We start from the raw sequence: 20,840 nt of genomic DNA, 5'->3' as shown, positions 1-20,840 counted from the left end.
GCCCAGGCCCGTCAGAACCTGACCTTCACACCGGCATAGAAGGCGCGGGGCCGCGCCGGGCTGACCGAACGTGCGTCCGTGAACTGGGCGCCGCCATTGGCAAAATTCGGCACCGAGTCGGTCTCGAAGAAAGTCCCGTAGGTCGAATAACGTCGGTCGAGGAGGTTGTCGACGCGGGCGAAGACCTGCACGGATTTGTCGATCTGATACGACGCGTGGGCGTTGAACACGGTATAGGCCTCAAGTTTCGGCGCCTGGTTGGAATCGTCCCCGACGAAATACTGGCTGCTGACGAACAGCGCATCAGCCCCGACCTTGAAAGCGTCGGTCAGCGCATAGTCGAACCCGGCCTTGACGCGGTGACGCGGGATCGCCGGAATCTGGTTGCCGGGCAGGATCTGGACGTTGCCGTCGTCATCCTTGAACGGGCTGTTCGATCCGATCGCGAGCGGATCAAGGAAGCGCGCATCGACGAAGGCATAGCTCGCATAGAGCTGCAGGGTCGGTGCACGCAGCGTGACCTCCGCCTCGATACCCTGGCGGCGCGTCGAGCCGACATTCTGGAAATAGCCGTAGCCTTGCAGCACCGGGCTCGGGATCGCCAGAATGTCGTCGTTGTTGGTGGCGCGGAAGGCGCCGAGCTTCCAGCCCAGCGTGCCCGCATTCAGCTCCTTGGTGCCGCGCAGACCAGCTTCTATCGTATGCGAAACCACCTGCTTGAGCGGCGGATCGGAGATCAGGAAGGCACCGACGATGCAGGGATTGGCGGGATCGGCGCAGCCGAGTTCCAGCGGGGTCGGCGCGCGGTTGGCTTCCGAATAGCCGGCATAGGCCGTCAGCTCAGGCGTGATCTTGTAGGTACCGCCGATGATCGGATTGAAACGGTTGAAAGTGTGGTCACCGTTGAGCGCGGTGCCGATCTGATCCTCAAGCACGATCTGCGCCGTGTTGAAGCGGCCGCCGCCGGTGATCGAAAAGGCATTGGTCACATCGAAGGTGTCGAGCGCGTAAATGCCGCCATAGCGGTTGGTGGTCCGCAGCGACACCGGGCCGATCGCGATCGGGTCGCCGGACTGACCGAGGGAAATCCCGCTGCCGGTGACGATGTAATCCGGGCCGATGGTGCCGAGTTCGGCGCTGGCCGTGAAGTGACTGGCGCTGGACGAATAGCTGGCGCCGACGACAAAGCGGTTGTTATGGCCGAACAGCTGATCGGTATTGGTCGCCTGCAGGGAGCCGCCCACCGTGGTCGAGCGCGTCGAGGTACGATCATTCTCGCCAAGAACCGCGCCGGGCGCGAAAGGATTGGCAATTTGCGCGCCGTTCAGGCCATTGGCCGGCGTGTCGTCATCGCCGAAGCACAGGAGGGTCGGATCTTCGCAGGGCTGGGTGCCGGTTGGATTGCCATCCTGGGTCTTGTTCCGGAAGAAGCGAAGATGCGCCGCCGCCTCCACCGTCCAGGTTGGCGTGGCCTCGACCTTGCCAGTGAAATTGAGATAGCCGACGCGGTTATTCGAGGTCTGCGGCGTCGTATAGGTGGCGCCATAATTCTGCTGCAGCAGTTCGACCGGAACGGTCGCCGAGGCGCCAAACTTGTTGTTGGCGACGCCCATATTGAGGTGAAGCTCGCTATTGTCGCTGCGATAGCCGACATCGCCATAAAAGCGTCGGACGTCCGATGTCGCGAAGTTCCGGAAGCCCTTGTCATGCAGGCCTTCAAGCGCGCCATAGACGGCGAAACCCTCGACCTGCTTGCCCCATTGCGCCGAGCCCTGGATGCGGCCGAACGAGCCGCCCATCGTGCTGAGCTCGGCTCCCTGATAGTTGAAGCCGTCCTTCATCTGGATGTTGACCGCGCCGCCCAGCGCGTTGAGGCCGAAGGCGGGATTGTTGGTGACCACGGTGACCGATCGGATTGCCGCGGTCGGGATCAGGTCCCAATTGACGGTGTCGCCGAAGGCTTCGTTGATACGCACGCCATTCTGATAGACCGCGAGCCCCTGCGGCGTACCGGCCACCGGCGACGCCACGAAGCCGCGAAATTGCAGATCGGGCTGGAAGGGATTGCCCGCGACTTCATTGATCAGAATGCCGGGCACTTGCTGCTGCAGCGCATCAGTGACGTTCAGGGAATTGGCACGTTCGATCGCGCGGGCATCGACATAATTGATACTCGCCGTGACCTTGTCGACGTCGATGCCGGAACGCGACGTCGGCGTGGTCGGATAGACGTAGACCGTACGCGGCCGCTCGGCGACCCGCTGGGTGGTCTGACGCCGCGGGCCGCGTTTGCTGGCGGTGGCGGGGGCGGACACCACGACCGGAGGCAGCACCTGCGGCTCTCCAGGCGGACTTTGCGCAAAAGCCGTTTCGGAAACCGGTAGAAGACCCGTCGACAGCGAAGCCACGACCAGCACTCTTACGCGCATCTGTTTCACCCCATTCCGCGTCGGCGCTCTGATGGCACCGTCCGGTAGTGTGATACTAGCGAGTGAGGAGGACTGCGCTATCTGCAAATGTCGAAATCCGGTTCAGTTATTTTCCCGATAAAGTCGGGACAAATTCCCGATCGCGCGTCACAGGCGCATTTTGCAGTGAATCAGTCACGGGAATGATAGCCTCGACAGTCACACCGTCCACATCAGATCTGACCGCGAGCGTCCCGCCCAGGGCCCAGACCCGCTCTCTCATACCGACCAGACCAAAGCCGCCATTGCGATCGGGATCGAGGCCGCGGCCATTGTCGCGCACGCGGACCAGTACATTGTCATATTCAGGCTTCGTCGCTGTTCCCATCACCGGTTCGATGATCACGCTCACGGCAGAGGCTTGCGCGTGGCGGAACACATTGGTGAGTGCCTCCTGAACGACACGATAGGCGGTTAGTTCGGCAACCTCACCAAGCGGAGCAAGCGTCGGGGATACCAGGCTCTCGATCATGACCTCCGGATGGGATTCGCGCCAGAGACGCAGCAAGACCGTAATGGCACCGGACAAACCGAGATCTGTCAGCCCGACCGGTCGCAATCGCTCGAGAATGCGGCGATTGAACTGCTGCAAGACATCGACCTGCGCCAGAATGGCCGTGCCATGCCTCGACAAGGCACCCGTGCCCGACGGATCGTGATCGGCAAGACGCATCACTGCGCCTGCATGGGCGCGCAGGGCGAACAGATACGGCCCGAACTCATCATGCAGTTCGCGCGCGATATCCTTGCGCTCGATATCCTGCAGCGAGACGGCCCGTTGCGCCAGACGCCGCCGGTCCTCGAGCACATCGCCCAATGTGGCAGCGAGATGATTGAGCCGGATGCAGAGTGCGGCGAGTTCCGGCGCTCCCGCGGGGGCGACGCGCGCCTGATAGTTCCCCGCTTCGATATCGACCATGGCCTGCGACAATGCATCAAGCGGCGCCAGCGCCCGCCTGACGACCAGGCTAGTCACGACGAACAGCACCATTGCAACGATCAGACTGAGTGTCAGCTGGGTGACGATGCCGTCCCATATCTCCCGCATCTCGTCATCGGGATGTGAGGTGATCAGCAGCGTCTGCCGCTTCTCGCCAACCATCACCGACACCGACTCCGATATCCGCTCCGGGTGAATCAAGGATACGAACCACGATGGCGGAGAGCCTGCACCGTCGCTCCGATCCTGACCGTCACTCTTCGGGGACGGCATGTTCCCATCGCTTTGCCTGACAATACTGACATGTCGCAATCGATTGAGATCGGCGACAATTTTATCGAGCCGCGCATTTGGATCCTGCGCTTCGCTCAGGCCAGTTCCGATACTTTCGATGACTTCACGCGTCAGCCGGATCACGCTCTGATCCTCGGCCTGGACGCGCGGGCCAGCTTCCAGCGCGAGCCGCACGACATTGGCGACCAGGCCAAGAGCGAGCACGAGCGCTACCAGGAGATTGATCCGCGCGCGCAGCGAAAGTTTCTGCCACATGACCATGCTTTCACTCGCATCTCGCCTGCATGCCGCGACTATGAACTTGACAGCGAAATTCGACGGCGATCATATCGGATCGAGGCGACCTCCGATTGTCAATCATGTCACTCCGAAGGCGTATGATTGCTGTACCACTGATGCAGCGCAGCAATCGAGGAGCAGGCCTGGACCTGCTGACAGAGTTTACGGGGTTAACCCATGCGCGTTCTGATCGTCGATGATCACCCCATCGTCACATCGGGCTGCCGCGCGGTGTTCGCGGACGATCCGGAGATCGAACTGCTGGAAGCCTCCGATGCCGCCAGTGGCGAGCAGGTTTTCCTGACCGGCGATCCCGATATCTGCATCATCGATATCAATCTGCCGACAGTGTCCGGATATGAACTGGCGCGGCGCATTCTGCTGCGCGACGACACGATGCGCATCATCATGTTCAGCATGAATGACGACCCGATCTTCGCTGCCCGTGCGATCGAGAGTGGCGCCAAGGGCTATGTCTCCAAGACCGGCGATCCACACGATCTGCTGGAGGCCGTCTACGAGGTTGCGCGGGGCGGCGTGTATCTGCCACCGGCGATGGCGCGAAGCCTAGCCTTTGCCGGACCTGCGCTGACGCAGAGCCCGCTGTCGAAGCTGAATTCGCGCGAGATGGAGATCCTGCGACTGCTCGGTGCCGGCAAGAGCCTTGCCGAGATTGCATGGATGGTTCACGCCTCCTACAAGACGGTCGCCAATACATCGTCACTCATGCGGCAAAAGCTCGGCGTCCGCAGCTCAGTCGAACTGGTGCGCTTCGCCATCGAGCGTGGCATCGCCTGACCGGGCGTCCCTGACCAGACATCACTTGTTTCGGCGGTGTCGCATCGCTGCCGCACCCAACCTGTAAAGTCATGACCATGCAGACAGTTTCGCTCAATCGATCATATGGCGGCACACAGGGCGTCTACAAACACGCCAGTCGCGCGACCGGAACTGACATGACATTCTCGGTCTATGTGCCGCCGCATCAAGACGGCGCCAGGCTGCCTGTGGTCTGGTATCTCTCGGGCCTCACCTGTACCCACGCCAATGTCACCGAAAAGGGCGAGTTTCGCGCCGCATGCGCCGAACTGGGGCTGATCTTCATTGCACCGGACACCAGCCCGCGCGGTGCCGATGTTCCCGGTGACGCCAACAATGCCTATGACTTCGGACTGGGCGCCGGCTTTTATGTCGATGCCACCCAGGAGCCGTATGCGCGCAACTATCGCATGTGGAGTTATGTGACCGAGGAGCTGCCGCAGCTCGTGGCCGACCAATTCCCGATCGATAGCGGTCGTCAGTCGATTCTCGGCCATTCCATGGGCGGGCATGGCGCACTGACCATTGCGCTGCGTCATCCCGATCGCTATCGCGCGGCCAGCGCTTTCGCGCCGATCGTGGCGCCGTCGCAAGTGCCGTGGGGGATCAAGGCGCTCGGCGGCTATCTCGGCGACGACAAGGCTGTCTGGCGAAAGCATGATGCGGTTGCCCTGATCGAGGACGGCGCGCGATTCCCCGAATTGCTGGTCGATCAGGGCGACGCCGACAATTTTCTGGCCGAACAATTGCGGCCTGAACTGCTGCAGAATGCCTGCGCAAAGGCAGGCATTCCGCTGACGTTGCGCCACCAGCCCGGCTACGATCACAGCTACTATTTCATCTCGACCTTCATGGCCGATCATCTGCGCTGGCACGCGGCGCGGCTCAAAGGGTGAGCTGCGGCTCGCGTTACTGCGGCTGCGGCGCACCGTAATTCGGAGCGAGCAGGCGGTTGCGCACCAGATAGCTCGTCGCGCGCGACCAGCTTTCATCGGTGTTGCCGCGCAGGTCAGCGCTCATTGTGGCGACCAGCCGCCCGGTGTGAACATTTCGCAAGGTGATGTTCATATTGAGGATCAGGTTCGAGACTTTCTGTACGAGCCCCGTAATGACGAGGTCGGCACCGATCTGCTGCGCGAGTTGTACGTCACAGCCGCCGCATGCCTGCAAGTTCCGGCCTTGCGCCGCAACATTGAGCGATGACATATCCAGCAGCTCGAAACGGCCGGATTGCTTCATCTCCTCGCGAAGCTGATCGGCAGCATGGAGCAGTCTTGCCTGCTCGTCGCTGCGGCGTCCCTTCACCTCGCCTTCGAGGCTCGTATCCAGCCATTCGAAATTGAACACCGCCACTTTAGGCGCTGCGGCGTGAGCCGTCGCTGTCATCATCAGTAACAGCACGGTGATCGATAGGGCTCTCATCGCGGACCTCGCATCATTAAAATGCAACGCGTCGGCAGAATCCGAGGTTGCAAGCTACGATAATTGGTTCATGTTTCAAGCACGAGACCCTTCACCGGCGCCAAGCCGGGAAGGAGTAGCCGGAGGGAACATGATACGGTGGTTGATCGGCGCGATCAGTCTCTGCGCCGTGACGTCGTCTGCGTTGGCGGCCGAACCGCTGACGATCAGCATCGGTTATCTCGGTCAGGCCGGCATCAAGGCAACTCTTTCGCTGGTCGAATTACCGTCCGAGAACGATGGCATCGCCGGCGCGCGGCTCGCCATCGAGGACAACAACACCACGGGCAAGTTCCTGAAGCAGCAGTTCGGGCTGGAGGAGATTCGTGTGAAGGAGGGCGACGATGTCGCCGCAGCCGCGCGCGAACTCGCGAGCCGCAGCACCTTCATCATTGCCGACCTGCCGCCCGATGCATTGCTGCAGGCGGCCGACGCGGTGCGTGACCGCGGCGGCATCCTGTTCAATGTGGGTGCCGCCGACGATCGGCTGCGCGAGGCGGACTGCCGTGCCAATGTGATCCATATTGCGCCGACGCGATCGATGCTGGCGGATGCGCTGGCGCAGTATCTGGTGTGGAAGCAGTGGAAACGCTGGCTACTCGTGGTCGGCTCGCATGACGACGATCGGCTTGAAGCCGACGCCTATCGCCGGGCCGCCGCCCGGTTCGGCGCAAAGATCGTGCAGGAACGCGTCTTCGAGGACACGGGCGGCGCGCGGCGCACCGATAGCGGCGTCACATTGATCCAGCGCCAGATCCCGATTTTCACGCAACAAGCACCGGCCTATGACGTCATGATCGCCGCCGACGAGAGCGAAGTCTTCGCCTCCTATTTGCCCTATCGCACCTGGGATCCGCGGCCGGTTGCGGGATCGGCGGGTCTGGTGCCGACCAGTTGGCATGCTGCACAGGATCAATGGGGCGCCGTGCAGATCCAGAACCGCTTCACCAAACTGAATGCGCGCCGCATGACAGCGCGCGACATGCAGGCCTGGCTTGCGACCCGCATGATCGGCGAAGCCGCGTCCCGCACGAATTCGGGCGACGGCAAAGCCATTCTGGCGTTTCTGAAGTCGCCCGATTTCTCCATCGCCGGTTTCAAGGGGCAGCGGCTCACGATCCGCGACTGGAACCTGCAGCTACGCCAGCCGATCCTGCTGGTCGACGGGCGCATGGTGATCTCGGTCTCGCCGCAGGACGGCTTCCTGCATCAGGTTTCGGAGCTCGACACGCTCGGTATAGATCGTCCGGAAAGCAAATGCAGGCTGCAATGATGATGAACAGATCGAAGATGCTGTGTCGTGTCTGGCTGTGTGGAGCAGCGACGTGGCTTGCGACGGCAGTACCTGCATCGGCCTTTCTCGCTTATGTGTCGAACGAGAAGAGCAACACCGTTTCGGTGATCGACACGGATAGCTGGACCGTCACCGCGACCATCAAGGTCGGTCAGCGTCCGCGCGGCATCGAACTGACGCGCGATGGCAAATCGGTCCTGGTCGCGGTCGGCGACGACGACACCATCCAGATCATCGACGTCGCCAGCCAGAAGGTGGTCGACTCGCTGCCGTCCGGTCCTGATCCTGAGCTTTTCACCCAGGATGCCGCAGGCAAGGTTCTCTATGTCGCCAACGAGAACGACAACACGGTGACCGTGATCGATCTCGAAAAACGCGTGCGCATGGGCGACGTGCAGGTCGGTGTCGAGCCCGAAGGCATGGCGATCAGCCCTGACGGCAAGATCCTGATCAACACGTCCGAAACCACCAACATGGCGCATTTCATCGACACCGCGACGCGCGAGATCGTTGCCAATGTCCTGGTCGACGCACGCCCGCGCTTCGCCGAATTCAAGCGCGACGGCTCGGAACTGTGGGTGTCGTCCGAGATCGGCGGCACCGTATCCGTGATCGATCCCGCCAAGCGGGTGGTGACCGACAAGATCGAGTTCAACATTCCCGGTCTGCGGCGCGAAGCCATTCAGCCGGTCGGCATCGGCATGACCCGGGATGCCAAGATCGCGTTCATCGCGCTCGGCCCCGCCAACCGGATCGCGGTCGTCGATGCGGCGACCCACAAAGTGATCAAGTATCTGCTGGTGGGCCAGCGGGTCTGGCACATGGCGTTTACCCCCGATGAGAAATATCTGCTGGTCACCAATGGCGTCTCCAACGATGTCTCGGTGATCGACGTGGCGGCACAAAAGGTCATCAAGACCATTCAGGTCGGCGAATTGCCCTGGGGCATCGCCATGGCACGGCCATGACCACGATCGACACATCCCGCCCTGACCAGATCGCGCACGACGCGCCGGAGCCAATTGACGCGCCGGCGTTGACACCCGCTCTGTCGGTCGCAGGCATCAGCCATTGCTATGGTCGTCGGCAGGCGCTCTCGGATGTCTCTTTCAATGTCGCACCGGCGAGTTTCACGGCTCTGCTCGGCCTCAATGGCGCGGGCAAGAGTACGCTGATAGCGCTGATCACCCGGCTGTTCGGCATTCAAACTGGACGGATCAGCGTATTCGGCCACGACATCAGCGATACGCCGAGCGATGCCTTGCGGCTGCTTGGCGTGGTGTTTCAGCCACGTACGCTCGATCTCGATCTGTCTGTCATGCAGAACCTGCTCTATCATGCGGCACTGCAGGGCATCGCGCGGCGCGAGGCCCGGCTGCGCGGCGACGAGGTGATTGCACGCATCGGCCTTGCCGACCGGGTGAACAGCCGGGTGCGCGATCTCTCCGGCGGACAGATGCGACGTCTCGAGATCGCCCGCGCATTGCTGCACCGGCCGCGGCTGCTGTTGCTGGATGAAGCAACCGTTGGCCTCGATGTGCAGGCGCGTGCCGATATTCTTGCGCATGTCCGGATGCTGGTCGCGGAACAAGGCATCGGCGTGCTGTGGGCAACACATCTGTTTGACGAGATCGCCGCCAGCGACGATCTCGTCGTTCTGCATGGCGGCCATGTGCTTGCACGCGGTTCCGTGACGCAGATCCTGAGCGAAACCGGCGCTGCCAATTTCGACATGGCTTTCCGGAGCATGACCGAGGCAGCCGACCAGCGCGGGAGGTCATTGTGAGTACGACATTCGTCACGCATGAGCGTCGCAAGCTGGGTTTCGGCAATTATCTAACCTGCCTCAACGGCATCCTGTGGCGGGAAGCGCTGCGCTTCCTGCATCAGCGCGAGCGTTTCGTTTCGGCGCTGGTGCGTCCGCTGGTCTGGCTGTTCATTTTCGCCGCTGGCTTTCGGCAGGTGCTTGGTATTTCGATCATCCCGCCTTACGAGACCTATATTCTCTATGAGGTCTATATCGCGCCCGGCCTTATCGCGATGATCCAACTGTTCAATGGCATGCAGTCGTCGTTGTCGATGGTCTATGACCGCGAGATGGGGAACATGCGGACGCTTCTGGTCAGCCCGCTGTCGCGCTGGTTCCTGCTGGTGTGCAAACTGCTGGCCGGGACAGTGGTCTCCCTCCTGCAGGTCTATGCGTTTCTCCTGATCGCGTGGTTCTGGGACATCGCTCCGCCGCTCATCGGCTATCTCACTGTTCTACCGGCACTGATCCTGTCCGGATTGATGCTGGGATCGCTGGGCATGCTGATATCGTCGCGCATCAAGCAACTGGAGAATTTTGCGGGGGTCATGAACTTCGTGATCTTCCCGATGTTCTTTGCGTCGTCCGCGCTTTATCCTTTGTGGCGCGTGCAGGAGGGCAGCCCGATGCTCTATTATCTCTGCCTGTTCAATCCCTTCACCCATGCGGTCGAACTGATCCGCTTCGCGCTCTATGACAAGGTCAACTGGGTCTCCCTTGCCGTTGTCGCGGGCTGTACCGCCGTATTCATGATCGGTGCAATCATTGCTTACGATCCCGGTCGCGGCCTTGCCCGCCGGGCACCAGCCGGGGGCGAGACATGAACAGAGCGATCGGCATCATCACAGCACTCTTGTTGATCTGGTCGGGCACTGCGCAGGCCGCGGATCCGCGTTATCCCGACTGGCCGTGCATTCAGGCCAAAGTGCCGGAAATCTCGCTGGCCGCCGTCTGGGCCGGACCGCCGATCGACGATGTCGCCAGCGCCTGGAAGGACGACGCGGAGGTCAGCGCACTTGTCGAACGTCTGGCGACACGGCGCGTACCCGTTGAGGAAGCGCAGAAGGCGATCACGGATTTTCTGTCGCGATCGCCGGACAAGGCCAGGTCAGGCAAACTGATCTTCGCCGGGCTGTTCGACAGTCTGAACGCGCAGCGCGCGACAGTGCTGGCCGGTCTCGAACGCGTCACGCGTAAACAGCGCGAAGCCGCCGACCGGGTCCGCGCCGACACGGCCATGCTGCAGACGCTGCAGAGTGCGTCACCACCCGATCAGGCGAAGATCGACGAACTCAACAACAAGCTGCTATGGGAAGCCCGCATCTTCGACGACCGACGCCGCGTCGCCACCTTCGTCTGCGAGGTGCCGACGCTGATCGACCAGCGGCTGTTCGCGCTTAGCCGCACCATCCAGCAGGAGATGGAATGATATCGCGTGGCAGGGCGTGGACTCATAAGCCCGTATCCAGAGATGGATCGAAGCGAGCTTGACAAAGGCAAGTTAATTGGCGGCGAACCTGCCATAGCGGGTGGCACTATGTCGGCATTGCTTGATCTTGTTGAGGAACCGCTCAATCAAGCTTGGCCAGGATGTCTTGGATGAACGGGTCTTTGGCAGCTAGGTATTGTTGAATACCCGAGGCATTTTCGCGCTCCAGCCTTAGCTTCAACTCCTGATATCTCGAACGGTCCCCTCCATTCCTGCGCAGATGGTCTCGAAATTTCAGCATCCGTCCAATCTGTCGGTGCCCGTCCAGGCAAACATGAAGCTTGTGAGTGCGGACTCCGTTCAAGTCCCGCTTGAAGAAATGGTGGCCCAGCGAGAGGTCGCCTCCACGACGATAGCCTAGCTCCGCCAATGATCGGCTCCAATTTTCCAGCCCCCTGTCTGACTTCACTACGGCAAGCACGTCAATTTCTCCCTTGGCCGCTAAATCGGGTACAGCGGTGCTGCCCACATGATGAATTTCGATCAGCACGAGACCGAAAATGAGTTTCAACCGCGCCTCTTCTTCGGCGTACTGCTGAGGCCATGTTGGATCATAAGGCTTGATAGGGCTGGTGAGCGACATTCTATACATTAGGCACAAACACGATTTCCGCATAGATCGCACCGAGAGGCAGGAGCTTCGGCCACTTGGGGGGCGTTTGCGGCAGGTTTAGCGGTGGCTGCGGGCAATTCGATCTCTGCTTCACTGCGATTCCGCTCGCCTATGTGCAACCGCAGCAAAGATCGCGATGGGCCAAAAGCTGCCATGGCCGTTATCCCGGCGCGCCATATCCGTTCGGACCAACAGCAGGCCAATTGCTGACAGTTGCCGGATGAATGCCAATGTTACGACAGCCGGGTGCGAATAAATTGTTTCGACATAAAGATGCGGCTCGTACCGCGCGGCAAGCAGGGTATTTCGCCGAAAGGTTGCCATCCATTACGTGCGTAGAAGCCTGGCGCCTGAAAGTTGATTGTATACAGGACGGCTGCAACGCAGCCGCGCCGCTCTCCCTCCGCCTCGAAGGCTTGAAGAATTTTCGTGCCGAGACCGCCGCGCCTATGTTCTGGATGTATGTAAAATAGATCGAGGAACAGCAGCCCAAGCGATGATCGGCCGAGCGCTCCCCCTATAATCGTATTGGTGGACGGATGTCGGGCCAGCACTGCTAAAGGGAGCCGGTCACCATAACCCGTTACTTCGTCGTTAAACGCATCAAGGCCGCCGCCTATCGCGCTCTGCATATCCGCGGTGATATCGTCTGCGACGACGATACTGGGTTTAGTCATCAATTCACTCCGCCCCAAATAGTTATGCGCTGCAGCGAAAACTATATCAGAACCCTGCTGACAACGTGGTGGCAGTGGCGTCGAGCCGTAGTCTGATCGAAGGGAGTTGGACCACCGTGCCCGACAGACGATTTCGCTGCGCATTCCGCTGTCATTCAAATGCATGAAGACCTCGTCCACGCATAGTGGTTAGCGTCCGGCCGTTCGGCTCACGGGACGCATCCTTATGCTCAACGGAGACACGTCCAGCGAGAGCTATCGCACGAGCCACCAGTCGGCGGATATCGTTGCCGACTATATCAATACCTTCGAGGTAGGCTATTGCGCGGCCTTGTGGCGGAAAGTCGAGCAGCCCTTGCTCGAAAGCATTCTGCGTCCGCTCGGAGGGCCAGACCGAACAAGCCTCGATTTCGCCTGCGGAACCGGACGCATTGCCAAGGTCGCAGCCCTGTTCTTCGGCTCGGTTGTCGGGGTCGACGTGTCAGAAGCTATGCTACTGGCAGCGTCAGTGCCCGACAACGTGACACTGCTATGCATCGACATCACGAATGCCACTGGCCAACAGACCTTTGACGTCGCCACCGCGTTTCGGTTTTTCCTGAATGCAGAGAACGCGCTGAGGCGCGATGCATTGCGGGCGATCTATCGGCACCTCCGCAAGGGCGGCGTGCTGGTGTGCAACATCCAACTGAATGCATCATCGCCGATCGGATTGGTTAGTCGTATCCTGAACCGAGCATATCCGAGAAAGCCTCGAAACACCCTAACCTTAGACCAGTTTTCGAGAGTGCTGTCGGATGAGGGATTTGAGGTAGTGGAGAGCACATATTACGGCTATCTCCCGCGACCGGGTCGTTTCCTTCCGCGCCTCTGTGAAGTGCTGGTCCAACCATTCGAAAAGGTATGCCGAAGCCTCAAGGTCCCGGGATTTTTCGCCGAGAACTTTCTCATTGTGGCTCGAAAGGCGTAGGTCGAAGTCGCGTCTCGACTCCGTCCGTTGTTAGCACTGTTGCAACGGGGGGCGACGTCGGTGCCAAGCCTAGGAGCGGACATCGTTGCTTCGGTCCGGCCAAAGGCTCCATTTGTGAGTCCACGCCCTAGTTCGCCGGGGACCGCGGTTCAGGCTGCGCATCCGCCAGCGGTAGATCCTCCAGCTCCCAACCGTCGGTGCCTTCCGGATACCAGACGACATTACTGTAGCCATAGGACAGCGCACGCTTCGCTGCATTCCAGGACATCCAGCAATCGGCCTGACAGTAGATCACCAGAAGCGCAGCACGGTTGCCGGCCGATGCGCGCGCGAGACCATCCCGCAGATAGGCCTCGGTCTCGGCGGCCAACCTGCCGTAGCCGGTGTCGGGCAGCCACAGGCTGCCCGGAATGTTGTGCCGCGGCTTGTCGCGCCAGACCGTTTCCGGCGGCAGATTGGCCGGCTTCGGCGGACGCGGCATGACATCAATGAAGGCGCCGCGTTTGTCGCGCCAGATCGCCTCCGCGTCTTTCGTCGTGATGACGCGTCCGCCTTTCAGCGTCGCCGGCACCGGCGTGCGATAATTGTCGGTGCGATAGTCGTCGGGCTCGGGGACGATATCCTGGGCCCGGGCCGTCGTGACCATCACCAGTGCCATCGCGAGAAGGATGGCGTAACGCATGGTCACGGCGACTTGGCCGCCGCCTCCGGCCCGATCGGACGATTGTTCTCATCGAGAATGGGAACACCGAAATCGAGCAGGACCTTGTTGATGGCCGGCTGGTTTTCCTGAATCAGCCGGTTGAGCTGCCGCTTCCAGTTCTGATCCGCGGAGCGCACGCCCATGCCGATGCGATAGACGAGGCGCGGCCCGGTGGTTTCCTTGACCAGCGGCGTGACATGAAGCGGAGGATTGGCGTTCTTGGCGTAGAAGCCCGCCATAGGCCCCCACAGGATCGCTGCGTCGATATCGCCAGCTGTGAGGTCCTTGATCATGGCCAGTGCCGATGAATCGATGCGGGTATCGATCACCAACGGATAGGGCTTCGCATTCACCATCAAGCCGTTGACCGCCATATTGGTGGCCGGCGGCGTCCCCGCCACGATGCCGATATGCTTGCTCTTCAACCTGGCGTCATCCAGTGTCGTGACATCATCGAGACCGGCGCCGGTCTTCGATACCAGGGCATAGGCCGTCCGGTAATAGGGATTGGTGCCCTGGACGAGGTCGTCGCCCTGCGGGAAGCCCATGATGACATCGCAACGATGCGCGCCGAGAGTCATGCGAACGAAGCCCGTCGCCTGCGGGAAATAGACGTAATCGAGCTTCTTCTGCAGTTTGGCTGCGAACAGCTCGGCGAGCTTGTTCTCCAAGCCCTCGCCCTTCTCATTCGAGAACGGCATGTTACGCGGATCGGCGCAAACACGCAGCGACTGCGGATCGACCAGCTCGATCGAGAGATCGTCGGTGGCAGCAGTCTGGCCAAGCGCGGTGCATAGGCCCTCAAGCAGCAGCGCACTCGCAACGAGCGACGTGAGTAGCGCGCGACGTTTTCCGGATCGTTCCGCTCTGTGGTGCATGCGCTACCTGCCGTTCACATTTGATGGGTGACACGACAAAAACCTAGGCCTCTCGTTTTAAGCGTGCAAGATGCAATGGGGCGCTTCCGATGTTGCGCCGCACTTTCCGGGTGATTGCAGAATCGCTGCTTGCCCCGGAGTGATATGGAGATGCAAATGTCATCTCGCTTTGCGATGCATGTAGCGCTCATCATGCTGGCAATGCTCGCATCTGCTCGCGCGCAACAACAGACTTTGGCGATCAGTGAAATCGCGCCGGGCGTCTTCATGCATCAGGGGCGCATCGCCTTGATGTCGTCGGACAATGACGGCGCCGTCGCCAATATCGGCGTCGTGATCGGCGATCGGGCGGTTGCCGTGATCGACACCGGGGGCAGCGTGCGGGAAGGGCGACAATTGCTGGCTTCCATTCGCGCACATACAAACAAGCCCATTCGTTACGTCATCAACACCCATGGTCATCCCGATCATATGTTCGGCAACGCCGCTTTCGTCGCTGACGGAACCGAGTTCGTCGGTCATATGAGGCTGCCGCAGGCACTGGCGACACGCGGCCAGTATTATCTCGACGCATTCAGGCGCAGCATGGGCGACGCGCTGATCGATGACGTCCGTATCGTACCGCCAACCCGGCTCGTCGATGGAGAGCTCGTCCTCGATCTCGGCGGGCGCACACTTGTCGTGAAAGCCTGGCCCACCGCCCATAGCGATAGCGACGTCACGGTATTCGACACGGCGACGAAGACGTTGTTCGCTGGAGATCTGGTTTTTCTCCGCCATATTCCCGTGCTCGATGGCAGCATCCAGGCGTGGCTCAAGCTGCTGGACGATCTCGCGGCGCTGCCGGCCGAACGCGTCGTTCCCGGCCATGGTCCGGTGAGCGATTGGCCGCAAGCCCTCGCCGGCGAACGCCGGTATCTCGAAACACTCGCGTCCGGTATCCGCAAGGACGTCATCGATGGCAAACCGATCGCGGAAGCTACGAAACACGCGGCAGAAGCCGAACGCGGCAAATGGGAGCTTTTTGATGATTATAACGTCCGCAACGCAACTGCAGCATACTCACAATTTGAATGGGAATGACCGTCGGTTGGGGTAGTATCAAGCGCGTCGCTTCTTCCCTTGCGAGGGCCGTACCATGCCGGAATTTGCAATCCGCAGCGTCTGTGCCGCCATCCTGCTGAGCGCTTTACTCAGTTCGCATTCTGTGTCCGCGGCCGGTCCGGAGCCTTACGATCCATGGCCGGGGCTGGTGCAGGATATTTTCGACAGCCGACCGATGGAAGACGGCAGCAACCTGATCGCACTTGAGATGCCGACGCGCGCGGAGGATGCCGCCATCGTGCCGGTGACGTTGCGCCTCAAGCCGACATTCGACGCGCGCCCGCGGGTGGTGACGATCACGCTGGTGATCGACCAGAACCCGGCGCCTATGGCCGCGAAATTCAAGCTCGGGGCCGACGCAAATGTCTCGGAGATTTCAACCCGTGTCCGGATCAACAATTACACCAACGTCCATGCCGTCGCGGAGACCAGTGACGGCAAACTCCATGTGGTGCAAACCTATGTGAAGGCGTCCGGTGGCTGCTCTGCGCCTGCGGCGAAGAATGCCGAAGAGGCCAAGGGCCGGTTGGGCCAGATGCGCTACAGGGAGTTTGCCGGAGCGCAAAACGAGGAAAAAAGCGGTACGCGCGAGGCGCAGGTCATGATCGGCCACCCCAATAATTCCGGCCTGCAGATGGATCAGGTCACGCAACTCTATATCCCGGCCCTCTATGTCGACCGGCTCCAGCTTTGGCAGGACAACAGCCCGGTCCTGTCGGTGGAGGGCGGGATCTCGATCTCCGAAGACCCGAATATTCGATTCACTTACGTCTCAAATGGCGCAAAGACGTTCCGCGCCGAGGCCAAGGACACCGATGGACATCAGTTCAGGCATGAGTGGAAGGTCAATGGCTCCGGCATGTAACGCAGCGCATCATGCAGAGCATAGCGCTAGAAGCAGCGCACCTCAGCCTCGGCCTGGGCGCGCCTGACATCATTGATGGCGCTGTTGGCCTGCTCCGAGGTCCGGAACTGGGCGCTCAGATTGCCGCGCACCTGCGACATGCTCAGCGCCGTTTCCGCCGAGATATAGCGGGTATAGGGCACCAGCGACGCCACGACATCGATCGAGCACGAACATTGCTCGATCGACTGGCGGGTCTCGCCATTCGCTTTCATGCAGCCGAAGACATATTCGGCGCGCGCGGAGGTCGGATAGTCATTGACCTCCGCCGCTCTTGCTGCCCCCGACAAGACGGCGACGGCCGCAAACGCGACGAGATATCCTGTCATTCGATCGGGTCCCACGAGAGCCTCGCAAAGCTGGCGAAGACGACTGGCAAACTATACTAAGAAAACGAAACGGCTCAATAAGCCGAACAGATATGGAGGGGACATGTCACGCGCATCTCTATCGATGGCTGTCATACTGCTGCTCATCGCAGGCCATGCTCATGCCCAGGGCAAAGCCGGCAAGGGCATTCGGCTCTGGAACCTGACGACATCAACCATTACCGGGTTCCAGCTATCCCCAGCTGGAAAGCAGCAATGGAGCGCCAATCTGACATTGGCGGACAAGGATAAGGAAGTCGATCACGACGAGCGGCTGCGCATCACGGGGATAGAGCCCGGCAGTTACGACGCCAAGGTCAGCTATTCCGAGGCGCGCCAATGTCTGGTCAGGAATATCGAGATCAAGGCCGATGCGGTATTCTCGATTGCGGACAAGGACCTGCAGGACTGCAACAAGTAGCGATCATGCCTTGTCGTGGCTATGCGGATATTCGCAGCGCCACTTCACCGCGGTCCATTTCGGGTGTTCGCCGATCCACTGGGCGATGTAGGGCGGCGCCGCCATCGCGCATTGATGCAGCGAGAAGTCTGCCGTGAACGACAGGTTCCGCTCTTCGCAGGTGTTTGGCGACATCACCGCGCAGACTGTCAGGACCAGATTGATCATATTCATGTCGGCATCCCAGATCGTTCACCGGACGATAACATCTGAAATACGCGCCCGTCAGCGCGAAGTTTCGGCGATTTCCAGGCTAAAAATTGATCCCGTAAACCAGACGGGCCTGGTGACGCTCAAAACTGACCAGATCCAGCGACGATCCCGGCACCTCGGAGCGGCCCCACACTTGCGTGCTCCAGCTTGCAGTCAGTCGTGATCGGTCCGAAAGCTGGACATAGGCGGTTGGCCCGACGAACAGCGCCTGACCAGCCAGTTCGCTAAGGCCGATCCCTTCATATCGGCGCATATAGCGCGCTTCGCCGCCGAGAAGGATGCCGGGGCGCACCTGCATCATGACGCCGAGCGCCGCTCCGATGCTCGCCTCGCGTTCCCGCGTTCCGGTATCGACATAGCGCGTCCATTCCGGCTGATAGATCAGATTGAGTGCCGCAACAGCAACGTCAGGGACGATCTCTCGATCGAAGGCCAGCGTCAGCCCAGTGCCGTAGCTCCTGACCCGCGCTGCGCTCGTTTCGTCGATCCCGTTGAACTGCGCGTCGATCGCGAGCGTCATGCCGACGGGGGCCGTCTCGCGATCAAGAAATCTGTAGCGAAAGTCCAGCGATGCCCCCTGCCAGGCCAGCGTGCGCTGATCGGCGAATCCGGGAACACCAGTGATCCGATGGGCTGAGAAACTGCTGCCGATCTCAATGCGGATGTCCTTGGCGGGAACGAACTCCAGTTCGAATTCCTGCTCGCCCGCGCGATAGCGACCGCCGGATTTGCCGAATCGCCCGGTCGTCTCGCTCTGGAATTCCCGCTCGCCCACCCGGCCGACGTCACTGCCGATCATGAAGCCGAAAATATGCTCGGTATCGATGTCACCGGCCTGTGCGCGCGGCACGACCAGCGTGCTGAATGCAAGAATCGCCGCGTAGACTGTCCTGACGCCGCGCTGCACCTGCATCCAATCCTGTCATCGAAGAGAGGCGTATATATAGAGATAATGCACCGCGCGAGCCTAGTCGAAATTGGCCCAGCCGCGAAGACGTCTCTGCGATTGACTTGAACATCGCACCAGGATCGGTTGCTATACGCATGCGGCGCGCCGTTAGTGCCAATAGTCAGGGAAGGATATGTCCATGGCGAGACTCCTGGTCCTCTACAAAACACCGAAGAAGCCCGCAGCCTTCGACAAATACTATCAATCTGTACATATCCCGCTGGCAAAGAAGATTCCGGGGCTGAGACACTATGGTGTCAGCACAGGGGGCGTCACAACGCCGACGGGTGACAGCGATATTCATCTGGTCGCCGCGCTGGATTTCGAAACGGTTGCAGCGCTCAAGCTGGGCCTCGCCTCGCCGGAAGGGCAGGCTGCAGCAGGCGACCTCGCGAATTTTGCGGATGGCGGCGTAGAGCTTCTGATTTTCGATACGAAGGACGCCTGACAGCCGCAACGCGGGTTCAGCGGCCTCTGCCCGGCTCACAAACCGCAGTCTGCGAGCCGGGAGAGATCGATCAAGACGATCAATCTGTTACTTACGGGCCGCGCAGGCGTACATGTTGATTTCCATGCCGACCTGCACTTCCACGATCTTCGGAGTCTTCCAGCTCATCTTGGTCTCCTCAGAGTTTGCGCGATGATTGCGCCGCCGCACGATAAGCAGTGAGGCGACGTCTTTCAACTTAACTCATCAGGTTGCGGCGCGAAATGTGCACGTGCAACCGAAGTGAAACTACACTTCCTCGGTGAGAGCAGGCCGCTGATGGCCGTGATGCGCTTTGTGTATCGCGGATGGAGCCACGCCAAAATATTTCCGGAACACGCGACTGAAATGCGAGGAACTTGAGAAGCCCCAGGAAAATGCGACGTCCGTGATCGTCTTTCCGTTCTGCGCTTCCAGTTCCTGCCGGCAATTCTGCAGCCGCGCCTGCCAGATATAGTCGCTGACGGTTATTCCGCGGTCGCTGAACAGCATATGCAGATAACGTTTGGTGCAGTGCAGTGCAGACGAAATCTGATCGATGCTGAGCTCGGGGTCGCGCAAGTGTTCCCGAATGAAACCCTGCGCGCGGACATACATGGCTTCCGGACCGACGCGATCAAGCGTCATGTCGACTTCCCGCAGCGGCAAAAGCAACAGATCAATCAGTGAATCGGCAACACCGATGGCACTGTTGGGCGATAGTCTGGTCGCTTCGTGGAAGGCGGCCTGTACAAATTCGTGCGCGATGCGCCCGGTGCCGGCGCGCGCCGACAGTTTGCAGGCGGCCAGATTTCCCGCACCGAGGCCGCGCTCATGCAGCAGCTCCTTGGGCACGATCACGACGTCATGGCGTGTAAAGGCCGGGCTGACGATGGTATGCGGGCACGATACATCATAGACGAGGCAATCGCCTGGCCCGATATCGATCCGGCGACTGTCCTGTTCGAAATGCGAGACGCCATAAGTTTGGAACACGATCTTCACGTAGGGATGATCGCTTTGCCGAATTCGCGGGGCCGCGTGGCCGATTCGATGCTGGCTCGCTTCGATGTGACACAATTTCAGCCGCGAAACCGATGTGCAGCTGATCAGCGCATCGAATGTTGATGCTTCCAGCGGATCGATGTCAAAACGCCCGCACAGATCGGTCAGGGCATCTGACCAAACCTGGATCTGCCTTGTCGGCGTCAATCCGGATGTGCTGAGAGAACTAAGCGTATCGGACATGAACAATTCACCGATGAAAGGCCATCACGTAACAATTCGTCACGGGACGGAACTATACTTACAGAACGAAGCGCATATCGAACGAAGCACATATGGAAAAATGTGCGAAACAATATGTAACGGCACAGCCCGCAGCTCGTGAATTGTGGTCGGAGTAACTCACTTCTTGTCGATCCTCTGACTCGATACCAGCCCCGTCAAGTGAAACATCACCCTTAGGTCGCAGTGCGGCGATCCGTGTGCAGTGCGAAAGGCGCGGGCTTTCCAGATACCGTTCAGGTTTTTCGTCAATGTACGAGAAAATTATCTTGCACGGGTTCTCTGTCGAGCAAGCCTGCTTCGCTCTTGGGCAAGTATGCAGCAGCGGATCTTGCTACTCATAGATACCAAAATGAAGCTGGGCCGCTTGACGAGACCCGGCATTATGTCTGGGAGG

The 20,840-nt window shown here is 60.2% G+C and carries 24 protein-coding genes; 12 read left to right on the top strand and 12 right to left on the bottom strand.

Annotated elements, in window-relative coordinates:
* Window positions 1-11: 11 nt before the first annotated feature.
* Together BLW80_RS04950 and BLW80_RS04945 are read right to left on the bottom strand one after the other, a co-directional pair.
* Window positions 12-2,429, bottom strand: a complete 2,418-nt coding sequence (locus tag BLW80_RS04950) for a TonB-dependent receptor (protein ID WP_093757037.1) — start codon at window positions 2,427-2,429, stop codon at window positions 12-14.
* A 106-nt stretch (window positions 2,430-2,535) separates the two neighbouring features.
* Window positions 2,536-3,957: a histidine kinase gene (locus tag BLW80_RS04945; protein WP_093757350.1), complete on the bottom strand. Its 1,422-nt coding sequence runs from the start codon at window positions 3,955-3,957 to the stop codon at window positions 2,536-2,538.
* A 201-nt stretch (window positions 3,958-4,158) separates the two neighbouring features.
* Between BLW80_RS04945 and BLW80_RS04940 the strand changes: the two genes are divergently transcribed.
* Both BLW80_RS04940 and fghA read left to right on the top strand, forming a co-directional pair.
* Window positions 4,159-4,779: a response regulator transcription factor gene (locus BLW80_RS04940; protein WP_068734560.1), complete on the top strand. Its 621-nt coding sequence runs from the start codon at window positions 4,159-4,161 to the stop codon at window positions 4,777-4,779.
* A gap of 71 nt (window positions 4,780-4,850) precedes the next feature.
* Complete coding sequence (fghA, locus tag BLW80_RS04935) at window positions 4,851-5,696, top strand: S-formylglutathione hydrolase (protein WP_093757036.1); 846 nt, start codon at window positions 4,851-4,853, stop codon at window positions 5,694-5,696.
* 13 nt (window positions 5,697-5,709) lie between these two features.
* On the opposite strand, the gene BLW80_RS04930 is transcribed toward fghA, so the two are convergent.
* Window positions 5,710-6,222 carry a DUF3280 domain-containing protein gene (locus BLW80_RS04930; protein WP_410001845.1) on the bottom strand — a complete coding sequence of 171 codons (513 nt, stop codon included), beginning with the start codon at window positions 6,220-6,222 and terminating at the stop codon, window positions 5,710-5,712.
* A gap of 130 nt (window positions 6,223-6,352) precedes the next feature.
* On the opposite strand from BLW80_RS04930, the gene BLW80_RS04925 reads away from it, so the two are divergent.
* From BLW80_RS04925 to BLW80_RS04905, 5 genes are read left to right on the top strand one after another with little or no spacing between them, the layout of a single operon-like run.
* Complete coding sequence (locus BLW80_RS04925; RefSeq protein WP_093757035.1) at window positions 6,353-7,534, top strand: lanthanide ABC transporter ABC transporter substrate-binding protein PedA1; 1,182 nt, start codon at window positions 6,353-6,355, stop codon at window positions 7,532-7,534.
* Window positions 7,531-8,523: a YVTN family beta-propeller repeat protein gene (locus BLW80_RS04920; protein WP_139285778.1), complete on the top strand. Its 993-nt coding sequence runs from the start codon at window positions 7,531-7,533 to the stop codon at window positions 8,521-8,523. The genes BLW80_RS04925 and BLW80_RS04920 overlap by 4 nt, the downstream gene beginning before the upstream one ends.
* The gene (locus BLW80_RS04915; protein WP_093757034.1) at window positions 8,520-9,341 is read left to right on the top strand and encodes a lanthanide ABC transporter ATP-binding protein PedB/LutE; all 822 of its coding nucleotides are present in this window, start codon (window positions 8,520-8,522) and stop codon (window positions 9,339-9,341) included. The genes BLW80_RS04920 and BLW80_RS04915 overlap by 4 nt, the downstream gene beginning before the upstream one ends.
* Window positions 9,338-10,186 (top strand): lanthanide ABC transporter permease protein PedC, encoded by an 849-nt coding sequence (locus BLW80_RS04910; RefSeq protein ID WP_093757033.1) that lies wholly within the window; start codon window positions 9,338-9,340, stop codon window positions 10,184-10,186. The genes BLW80_RS04915 and BLW80_RS04910 overlap by 4 nt, the downstream gene beginning before the upstream one ends.
* Window positions 10,183-10,791: a hypothetical protein gene (locus BLW80_RS04905; RefSeq protein ID WP_093757032.1), complete on the top strand. Its 609-nt coding sequence runs from the start codon at window positions 10,183-10,185 to the stop codon at window positions 10,789-10,791. Before BLW80_RS04910 ends, BLW80_RS04905 begins: the two co-directional genes overlap by 4 nt.
* Before the next feature lie 142 nt (window positions 10,792-10,933).
* Here the strand turns inward: BLW80_RS04905 and BLW80_RS04900 are convergent, their stop codons facing one another.
* Both BLW80_RS04900 and BLW80_RS04895 read right to left on the bottom strand, forming a co-directional pair.
* Window positions 10,934-11,434: a GrpB family protein gene (locus BLW80_RS04900; protein WP_093757349.1), complete on the bottom strand. Its 501-nt coding sequence runs from the start codon at window positions 11,432-11,434 to the stop codon at window positions 10,934-10,936.
* Between the two features lie 263 nt (window positions 11,435-11,697).
* Window positions 11,698-12,141 carry a GNAT family N-acetyltransferase gene (locus tag BLW80_RS04895; RefSeq protein WP_093757031.1) on the bottom strand — a complete coding sequence of 148 codons (444 nt, stop codon included), beginning with the start codon at window positions 12,139-12,141 and terminating at the stop codon, window positions 11,698-11,700.
* Between the two features lie 226 nt (window positions 12,142-12,367).
* On the opposite strand from BLW80_RS04895, the gene BLW80_RS04890 reads away from it, so the two are divergent.
* Window positions 12,368-13,111, top strand: coding sequence for a class I SAM-dependent methyltransferase (locus tag BLW80_RS04890; protein WP_093757030.1), 744 nt, complete (start codon window positions 12,368-12,370; stop codon window positions 13,109-13,111).
* Window positions 13,112-13,238: 127 nt separating this feature from the next.
* Here the strand turns inward: BLW80_RS04890 and BLW80_RS04885 are convergent, their stop codons facing one another.
* Entirely contained in the window at window positions 13,239-13,793 is a 555-nt protein-coding gene (locus BLW80_RS04885) for a PQQ-dependent catabolism-associated CXXCW motif protein (RefSeq protein ID WP_093757029.1), read from the bottom strand.
* Window positions 13,794-13,795: 2 nt separating this feature from the next.
* Window positions 13,796-14,692 (bottom strand): substrate-binding domain-containing protein, encoded by an 897-nt coding sequence (locus BLW80_RS04880; RefSeq protein ID WP_093757028.1) that lies wholly within the window; start codon window positions 14,690-14,692, stop codon window positions 13,796-13,798.
* A 156-nt stretch (window positions 14,693-14,848) separates the two neighbouring features.
* Here BLW80_RS04880 and BLW80_RS04875 point away from each other — a divergent pair, with 156 nt between their 5' ends.
* Together BLW80_RS04875 and BLW80_RS04870 are read left to right on the top strand one after the other, a co-directional pair.
* Window positions 14,849-15,775 carry a quinoprotein relay system zinc metallohydrolase 2 gene (locus BLW80_RS04875; protein WP_093757348.1) on the top strand — a complete coding sequence of 309 codons (927 nt, stop codon included), beginning with the start codon at window positions 14,849-14,851 and terminating at the stop codon, window positions 15,773-15,775.
* 55 nt (window positions 15,776-15,830) lie between these two features.
* On the top strand, window positions 15,831-16,661 hold the full coding sequence (locus BLW80_RS04870) for a quinoprotein dehydrogenase-associated SoxYZ-like carrier (RefSeq protein WP_093757027.1): 831 nt from the start codon (window positions 15,831-15,833) through the stop codon (window positions 16,659-16,661).
* 26 nt (window positions 16,662-16,687) lie between these two features.
* Here the strand turns inward: BLW80_RS04870 and BLW80_RS04865 are convergent, their stop codons facing one another.
* Window positions 16,688-17,029 (bottom strand): hypothetical protein, encoded by a 342-nt coding sequence (locus tag BLW80_RS04865; protein ID WP_093757026.1) that lies wholly within the window; start codon window positions 17,027-17,029, stop codon window positions 16,688-16,690.
* Window positions 17,030-17,132: 103 nt separating this feature from the next.
* On the opposite strand from BLW80_RS04865, the gene BLW80_RS30195 reads away from it, so the two are divergent.
* Window positions 17,133-17,489, top strand: coding sequence for a hypothetical protein (locus BLW80_RS30195; RefSeq protein ID WP_093757025.1), 357 nt, complete (start codon window positions 17,133-17,135; stop codon window positions 17,487-17,489).
* 3 nt (window positions 17,490-17,492) lie between these two features.
* On the opposite strand, the gene BLW80_RS04855 is transcribed toward BLW80_RS30195, so the two are convergent.
* Window positions 17,493-17,702: a hypothetical protein gene (locus BLW80_RS04855; RefSeq protein WP_068734580.1), complete on the bottom strand. Its 210-nt coding sequence runs from the start codon at window positions 17,700-17,702 to the stop codon at window positions 17,493-17,495.
* A gap of 79 nt (window positions 17,703-17,781) precedes the next feature.
* The gene (locus BLW80_RS04850) at window positions 17,782-18,654 is read right to left on the bottom strand and encodes a DUF6662 family protein (RefSeq protein WP_093757024.1); all 873 of its coding nucleotides are present in this window, start codon (window positions 18,652-18,654) and stop codon (window positions 17,782-17,784) included.
* A 175-nt stretch (window positions 18,655-18,829) separates the two neighbouring features.
* Here BLW80_RS04850 and BLW80_RS04845 point away from each other — a divergent pair, with 175 nt between their 5' ends.
* Window positions 18,830-19,138 carry an EthD family reductase gene (locus tag BLW80_RS04845; RefSeq protein ID WP_089266006.1) on the top strand — a complete coding sequence of 103 codons (309 nt, stop codon included), beginning with the start codon at window positions 18,830-18,832 and terminating at the stop codon, window positions 19,136-19,138.
* Between the two features lie 87 nt (window positions 19,139-19,225).
* Here BLW80_RS04845 and pqqA read toward each other — a convergent pair whose 3' ends face one another.
* Window positions 19,226-19,306 carry a pyrroloquinoline quinone precursor peptide PqqA gene (gene pqqA / locus BLW80_RS04840; protein WP_081421972.1) on the bottom strand — a complete coding sequence of 27 codons (81 nt, stop codon included), beginning with the start codon at window positions 19,304-19,306 and terminating at the stop codon, window positions 19,226-19,228.
* A gap of 120 nt (window positions 19,307-19,426) precedes the next feature.
* On the bottom strand, window positions 19,427-20,404 hold the full coding sequence (locus BLW80_RS04835) for a helix-turn-helix domain-containing protein (protein WP_170849575.1): 978 nt from the start codon (window positions 20,402-20,404) through the stop codon (window positions 19,427-19,429).
* Window positions 20,405-20,840: the final 436 nt, after the last annotated feature.

The sequence above is a fragment of the Tardiphaga sp. OK245 genome (genome assembly GCF_900108575.1).
GTDB classification, from domain to species: domain Bacteria; phylum Pseudomonadota; class Alphaproteobacteria; order Rhizobiales; family Xanthobacteraceae; genus Tardiphaga; species Tardiphaga robiniae.
This window is presented reverse-complemented; position numbering and strand designations above follow the sequence as displayed.

Coding starts and splice junctions, on each gene's coding strand:
- BLW80_RS04940 (WP_068734560.1), top strand. CDS start 4,159: ATGCGCGTTCTGATCGTCGATGATCACCCCATCGTCACATCGGGCTGC.
- pqqA (WP_081421972.1), bottom strand. CDS start 19,306: ATGAGCTGGAAGACTCCGAAGATCGTGGAAGTGCAGGTCGGCATGGAA.
- BLW80_RS04880 (WP_093757028.1), bottom strand. CDS start 14,692: ATGCACCACAGAGCGGAACGATCCGGAAAACGTCGCGCGCTACTCACG.
- BLW80_RS04930 (WP_410001845.1), bottom strand. CDS start 6,222: ATGAGAGCCCTATCGATCACCGTGCTGTTACTGATGATGACAGCGACG.
- BLW80_RS04875 (WP_093757348.1), top strand. CDS start 14,849: ATGTCATCTCGCTTTGCGATGCATGTAGCGCTCATCATGCTGGCAATG.
- BLW80_RS04915 (WP_093757034.1), top strand. CDS start 8,520: ATGACCACGATCGACACATCCCGCCCTGACCAGATCGCGCACGACGCG.
- fghA (WP_093757036.1), top strand. CDS start 4,851: ATGACCATGCAGACAGTTTCGCTCAATCGATCATATGGCGGCACACAG.
- BLW80_RS04890 (WP_093757030.1), top strand. CDS start 12,368: ATGCTCAACGGAGACACGTCCAGCGAGAGCTATCGCACGAGCCACCAG.
- BLW80_RS04895 (WP_093757031.1), bottom strand. CDS start 12,141: ATGACTAAACCCAGTATCGTCGTCGCAGACGATATCACCGCGGATATG.
- BLW80_RS04865 (WP_093757026.1), bottom strand. CDS start 17,029: ATGACAGGATATCTCGTCGCGTTTGCGGCCGTCGCCGTCTTGTCGGGG.
- BLW80_RS30195 (WP_093757025.1), top strand. CDS start 17,133: ATGTCACGCGCATCTCTATCGATGGCTGTCATACTGCTGCTCATCGCA.
- BLW80_RS04850 (WP_093757024.1), bottom strand. CDS start 18,654: ATGCAGGTGCAGCGCGGCGTCAGGACAGTCTACGCGGCGATTCTTGCA.
- BLW80_RS04900 (WP_093757349.1), bottom strand. CDS start 11,434: ATGTCGCTCACCAGCCCTATCAAGCCTTATGATCCAACATGGCCTCAG.
- BLW80_RS04845 (WP_089266006.1), top strand. CDS start 18,830: ATGGCGAGACTCCTGGTCCTCTACAAAACACCGAAGAAGCCCGCAGCC.
- BLW80_RS04920 (WP_139285778.1), top strand. CDS start 7,531: ATGATGATGAACAGATCGAAGATGCTGTGTCGTGTCTGGCTGTGTGGA.
- BLW80_RS04855 (WP_068734580.1), bottom strand. CDS start 17,702: ATGAATATGATCAATCTGGTCCTGACAGTCTGCGCGGTGATGTCGCCA.
- BLW80_RS04885 (WP_093757029.1), bottom strand. CDS start 13,793: ATGCGTTACGCCATCCTTCTCGCGATGGCACTGGTGATGGTCACGACG.
- BLW80_RS04950 (WP_093757037.1), bottom strand. CDS start 2,429: ATGCGCGTAAGAGTGCTGGTCGTGGCTTCGCTGTCGACGGGTCTTCTA.
- BLW80_RS04870 (WP_093757027.1), top strand. CDS start 15,831: ATGCCGGAATTTGCAATCCGCAGCGTCTGTGCCGCCATCCTGCTGAGC.
- BLW80_RS04835 (WP_170849575.1), bottom strand. CDS start 20,404: ATGTCCGATACGCTTAGTTCTCTCAGCACATCCGGATTGACGCCGACA.
- BLW80_RS04945 (WP_093757350.1), bottom strand. CDS start 3,957: ATGTGGCAGAAACTTTCGCTGCGCGCGCGGATCAATCTCCTGGTAGCG.
- BLW80_RS04925 (WP_093757035.1), top strand. CDS start 6,353: ATGATACGGTGGTTGATCGGCGCGATCAGTCTCTGCGCCGTGACGTCG.
- BLW80_RS04905 (WP_093757032.1), top strand. CDS start 10,183: ATGAACAGAGCGATCGGCATCATCACAGCACTCTTGTTGATCTGGTCG.